Source organism: Sulfobacillus sp. TH-112, from assembly GCF_057473405.1.
Genome location: NZ_JBYCKN010000018.1, coordinates 1 through 5,799 on the forward strand (window position 1 = coordinate 1; position 5,799 = coordinate 5,799).

The 5,799-nt window shown below is 50.3% G+C and carries 4 protein-coding genes; 2 read left to right on the forward strand and 2 right to left on the reverse strand.

Annotated features, from left to right (window positions below):
* Window positions 1-112 precede the first annotated feature (112 nt).
* The gene (locus ACOJWD_RS01190; RefSeq protein ID WP_486991393.1) at window positions 113-991 is read right to left on the reverse strand and encodes a glycosyltransferase family 2 protein; all 879 of its coding nucleotides are present in this window, start codon (window positions 989-991) and stop codon (window positions 113-115) included.
* Window positions 972-2,444 (reverse strand): UDP-N-acetylmuramoyl-L-alanyl-D-glutamate--2,6-diaminopimelate ligase, encoded by a 1,473-nt coding sequence (locus tag ACOJWD_RS01195; RefSeq protein WP_486991394.1) that lies wholly within the window; start codon window positions 2,442-2,444, stop codon window positions 972-974. The genes ACOJWD_RS01190 and ACOJWD_RS01195 overlap by 20 nt, the downstream gene beginning before the upstream one ends.
* Window positions 2,445-3,258: 814 nt before the next feature.
* Between ACOJWD_RS01195 and ACOJWD_RS01200 the strand changes: the two genes are divergently transcribed.
* Both ACOJWD_RS01200 and ACOJWD_RS01205 read left to right on the forward strand, forming a co-directional pair.
* Entirely contained in the window at window positions 3,259-3,585 is a 327-nt protein-coding gene (locus tag ACOJWD_RS01200; RefSeq protein ID WP_486991395.1) for a PadR family transcriptional regulator, read from the forward strand.
* A gap of 12 nt (window positions 3,586-3,597) precedes the next feature.
* Window positions 3,598-4,470, forward strand: a complete 873-nt coding sequence (locus tag ACOJWD_RS01205) for a pentapeptide repeat-containing protein (protein WP_486991396.1) — start codon at window positions 3,598-3,600, stop codon at window positions 4,468-4,470.
* Window positions 4,471-5,799 lie beyond the last annotated feature (1,329 nt).

Genomic DNA, 5,799 nt, shown 5'->3' on the forward strand with positions numbered 1-5,799 from the left:
ACAAGGCGCATGATTCCGTGCACGATTGGGGTAAAGTTTTTCAGCCCAAGCTTCAACCCCAATCAGAATGCGGTCTTTAGCACAACGCAAAAAGCTCACTAACGGTTGACGATTAGTGTCCTCGATGACGCACGCGTCGCCATAAAAACGGCAATAAATAGGTCGTGCTGGCTTTAGGCACAAACCTCCGCAGTCGTTTTTGCAGAGCATTATGCCAAGCTGCGCGGGCATGTCCCGAATCGTGAGCTAAATAAAAAGCCACCCAGAACCTCAAATGATGCCATGCTTCCAATATCGAAAACTCTCGTGAGGAAATCGCATCCGTTCCCCGATGCTTATCAAGCATGGGCTGCATTGTACAATAGACACGCCACACATCTTTACTGTATCCGGTCGCCACGTCCCGATACTGGACCAAGGGCCAATCCACTTTCACGATGCCGGTATGGCGTGAAGCACGTAGCCAAAAATCCCAGTCCTCAGCTCCGTCAACATTAGCATCAAATCCGTTAAGGGTGCGTACCAAACGTTCAGTCATTAATACCGTTGACGTTTGAAATTGATTCATCACTAAGAGATCACGATATGCTAAATGCGTCTCTCGAATGGGTCGAGGACAAGGCGTGAACACCTTCCCTCGAATCCAATCGGAGGCAATTAACTCCACCCCGTCCCTCGCTACGGCCATTTGCAGTGCTAACTTGTCAGGATGCCAGGTATCATCCGCATCTAAAAACGCAATCCATTCTCCCTTAGCCACCGAAATTCCGTGATTCCGCGCTCCCGACGGCCCGCGGTTTGGTCCACTTTCTAACCTCACCGAAGGAAAAGTCTTTGCCACCACGTCCGCCGTTTGATCGGTCGAACCGTCGTCAACCACTATGATCTCTGTGACGGAATAGGTTTGCACTAGAACCGACTCGATAGCCTCCACCACAGTATTAGCCGCGTTGTACGCCGGAATAATTACGCTAATGGATGCCGACGCCATCAACCCCTTCCGTAGGAAACGGCAGCCCCAAGACGGTCATTGCGACCTCTGCATCTTTTAACCGAACACGCTGACCATGAAAATATTGGTAGGCTTCCGGCCCGCGACCCGTGATGACAACACAATCTCGCTCCGATGCGCGGCTTACGGCCAGACGAATGGCTTCTTCACGAGATAGTACAATATTTTCTAACTTCGCTGCATCCACACCCTGAATACCTATTTGCAGCTCCTTCGCGATCTCAAAAGGATCTTCGTCGTTAGGACTATCGGTGGTCAAAATCACATGATCTGCATAAATCGCAGCCACGTGCCCCATTTCCGGTCGTTTGCCCCGGTCACGGCCGCCCCGGGCCCCGAATACCAACCACACTTCCCCTGAAACCATATTTCGCACGGTCTTTAGTGATTGAGTAAGTCCATCCGGTGTATGGGCATAGTCTATGACCACGGTTGGATTACCGGGTTGGTCAATAACCTGCATGCGACCAGGAACCTCCGGCAAATGAGGAATTAAAGCTTCCATGACTTGCGGATCGATTCCTAATCGATAGGCCGCCGCGACTACTGCCGCAAGATTATAAACATTATATGTGCCCGGATGATTCAACTCCGCTGTAATGGTAAAGTCCTTATGTTGTAAACGTACCTCGGACGTCCACGGCGTCGATCCCAATATGGTGGCTTTCACATCGCCATCATGGATCCCAAAGGTGAGGATAGGACAGTCGACTCGTTCACGTACGTAGTTACTGTAGCTGTCATCAGCATTTAAGACCGCCCCCAGCGATTGACGGTCAAGCCTCTCGAAGAGGAGAGATTTCGTCGCGACATAGGCTTGCATAGTTCCATGAAAATCCAAATGTTCCCGTGTAATATTGGTCAATATGGCCAAATCCAAGGCGAGTTGATCGACTCGGTGTTGAGCAATCCCATGAGACGACACCTCGATCACTGCGTATCCGACCCCATTTTTGACCATGTCAGCCAAATACCTTTGCAAGTCGGGACTCTCTGGTGTGGTCAACACCGACTCCGTCAGACCATCCCCAGTATCATTCACCACACTCGATATCATCCCGCAAGAAGCTTGTGCCCCGCGAATAATAGCACTCAACCAATAGACGACGGACGTTTTCCCGTTCGTTCCGGTAACCCCCACCGCATTAAGCTTCTCTGACGGATGATCATAAAGTTCCGCCGAAATTTCTGCGGCAGCTTGTCGACTGGAAGACACCTGAAAGTAAGGTACTTCCAGACATTCCGGGCTGTTCTCGCCAATGATCGCTACCGCTCCCCGAGCAATCGCATCTTGAATAAAATCATGCCCATCCGAGTGGGCCCCACATATGGCCACGAAAACATACCCCGGCTTGACCAACCGAGAATCGATAGCAATGCCCCTGATATCGGCATCTAACTGCCAACCTTGATCGGTCTTATGGATCGCCATACCCTGACCTCCCCGTACCTTTCATATAGATTATTCGCCGTTTTGTGCCAAGACATGAGGCACAAAGGGTGAGGTAGTTTGGTAGCTTGCTGGGTAATTTTCCAGTCCATATTAGATTAACGGTAAAGTGACGAAACGACAAACCTGTTTTAAATAATCGTACTTCATAAGAAAAGTAAAGCCAGAGCATGGCGGACATGTACGATTAGATCGAAAGACTAAGTGGTCCACACATGCACCACTATCACGAAGCTAGTACGTTCCCCTATAACCTGCCTTATCTTATGATCTATGGATATAATTTGGGAATTTGTATTTTATCGGTATTCGTTCCTTTGTTTCTAACTCAAACTCCTTTCATTCACTCTAGTCGACGATTACTCTCGTCTGCTCTGCGCGATATACGGAAATTATAGCGTGTTCTCAATGGACAGCACTGTCGTGTGGTAAAAAATGTCCTTAAGCGCAAGCCATCATTCTCTAGGAAATTCTTTTGAACTCGGCATGACGCTTGTGAACGAGATTGATGAGGCCGTTCATCGAGAGTGGAGGAAGCAATCGCTTAAGGGCCTTTTCATGTCTGGTCAGCGCTTGACGTGTCCTCTTCAAACCCGCGGTCATGGGTGTCGTCGTTCCTCCACCACGCTCTAAAGCCGTCTCTTTAGAGCCTGCAAGGCCATACTCAAGTGCTGTCTGGTACCTTTATCCAACAAACGGAGTCATCTGGTACACGAATTGTCATTAAACTACTTTGACACATTACCTTGACTATAATAGTACTATGATCAATTATAATATAGGTGAGGTGGTACTTATGGAGCGCAAAATTACATCCGACCTGCTCAGAGGGCATACGGATACGATGATTTTGAGACTTCTGACCGAGGCGGATCGCTATGGCTACGAAATGGTCAAGCTACTGGCCGAGCGCTCTCTGGGCCAGTATGAGTTGAAGGAAGCGACGATGTATTCGAGCGTCCGCCGGCTCGAAGCAGATGGAGACATCGTCTGGTACTGGGGCGATGAGTCGCAGGGTGGACGACGCAAATATTTCCGGATTACCGACAAAGGTCGAGCCACATACGCCCGCAATAAACGCAATTGGGACGATGCAAAGCGTGTCCTCGACACCTTATTGTGAGGAGGATGAATTATGAGCAACGAGAAACTGACCACCTATGTGAATGAACTGTTTTCCCCGTATGAGGGGATTAAAAGCGTAACCGAACTAAAGGCAGACATACTGACCGATTTAGAAGAACGATTCCATGAACTCCAAGGGGCCGGAAAAGACGATGACACCGCTCTGGAAATAACTCTGAACAGCATCGGTGACATCAATCAAACCGTCCACGAGGTCGCCAATTACGCACGATCGCTGGAACGGCAGGTGCAAATTAGTCTCAGTGCCGCCCGTCTGCAGGGAACTGACTTCTCTGGCGTAGCCCTACACGAAGCTCAGTTCAAGGCCAGCGCGATGCGCGGTGTAAACTTTAAAGGCGCCAACTTGACTGATTGCCTCTTTCGCGCCAGCGACGTGCGTGAATCCAACTTCGATGGGACTTATCTCACCGACTGTACCTTTGACGCCACCAGTCTCAAGGATGCAAACTTCCACCGGTCGGTCCTAGCCCGCACCACCGTGAACGTATCGAGCCTCCATGGCGCAAAATTCATGGAAGCGAAGCTCACCGAGGTCAGGCTGAGCAAGATCGTCCTTACGGGTACCATCTTTGAGCACTGTCTCTTCAACGGTGTAGACTTCACGCTGTGCGATATGCGCGGGATGCATTTTAGCGGACAGACGTTTATCGGAGTCAATTTTGACCGATCCGTACTGAACAATGCACTATTTAAGGGAGCGACGCTCCGCAACGTATCGTTTCGTATTCCCTTCTCCGTGACCAATAAGTCGTACCGGGAGTTCAAAACGGTCTCATTTGACGGCGCGATGATGGATAAGGTGACTTATGCGGGATTAAAAGCCTTATGGGTGGTCGATTTGTCAAAAGTAACGATAATATAGGGAACTGAACACGATGACCGAGTGCGCATTGCCAGTGGAGTATGTACAAAAGCAACCGACATTAGACCAAATCTTCCTCGCCCTCGTGCAAAAGAACCATTTCAACCACCTAGGCGTCATGTGTAGACGTTCGATGAGCCACGTCACCCGCAGCCTGTGGATCCTGTCATCACGGTCGCCCTGATGCCCACGGCCCCTTTGCTACTGTGTCAATCATGTCTTCGCCGGCGCCATCGGGTCCGCCAACTGGGTCAATAATCTCTTGCCAGGCTTTATGCGAATTGCCATTGCAATCGGGATTCCTATACTGAGCCTCTTTATGGCGATGCAGCAGGGCCTCTTCGCGAGGCTCCTCTCGATGCCCATAGCCAATCCACCCTGCTGTGGGGCCATGGGTTGCCCTCAGTGGGCATCATCATTGGCATGGAATTATAGGTCTTCGCTCCATGGCAGCGATCTTGGCATGGGTTACCGTGTCGAGAATCCTCACGGTATTTGCGTTAGGCTTCCTGGACTGCGGCGACTGTCGCGCTATCCGCAAGATCGGCGGACGGCGTGTGCGTATTGTGCTATTTGTTAATCTGCCTATCGCGGGTCCGACATTCGTACCCATCAGGTCCATGCCGATGGCCGTACGCGTGTTCACCAACCCAATTCCATACCATCCTTATTTGCGAGACAGTCTGCTGGCTATGGCGCTCGCGTGGGGTGTAGACATTTGTCGGGTGTCATAAATGTTCACCCTGCGCGTTTACCAACGAAAAATTTCCTAACCTTCAACTGCGATCCGCCACAGACCGGCTAGGGAGTGGGACCAAACTGTTCTGCAACCCAATTCATGATCGTCCTTAATGATCTTGGAATCATCCATACGAAAGACCTTTTCAAAATGCCATAGTCACAAATGGCCAAACACGGTGTTTACCCGTTTCCGCGCTCGCTATATACGGTCAGCGAAATAGACATTTATTACCGCTAACTTTTTGATCATGGATCGGTGCACTGATGTTGATCAATGCTGGTTGGAGGTTCTGGGGTGTGACCACAACACCATGAGTCTGCCTCGCTGCAGTAGTCCTCACGTCGAAGAGAACCGCTCCGCTCTGGTGACCGAGATATTCATGAAGTGATGTCAAATCGTCTTCGGCACTCAGAATATTCAGTGGCGACGTATCTCAAGATGATTCCCATTCTATATTGAAGAAAGTAGCTGCAAGATGCCAATAAAAAATCCCGCTCCACGGAGCGGGATAAAAAAATGGGTCGGCACGGCCTGATGATCCCAGTCCCCTGCGGGACCAGTAGTCTCAGCGTACGCGAGGGGGACGA

Excerpts from the sequence above, each read along its gene's own strand:
- ACOJWD_RS01190 (WP_486991393.1), bottom strand. The coding sequence starts at position 991 with ATGGCGTCGGCATCCATTAGCGTAATTATTCCGGCGTACAACGCGGCT.
- ACOJWD_RS01205 (WP_486991396.1), top strand. The coding sequence starts at position 3,598 with ATGAGCAACGAGAAACTGACCACCTATGTGAATGAACTGTTTTCCCCG.
- ACOJWD_RS01195 (WP_486991394.1), bottom strand. The coding sequence starts at position 2,444 with ATGGCGATCCATAAGACCGATCAAGGTTGGCAGTTAGATGCCGATATC.
- ACOJWD_RS01200 (WP_486991395.1), top strand. The coding sequence starts at position 3,259 with ATGGAGCGCAAAATTACATCCGACCTGCTCAGAGGGCATACGGATACG.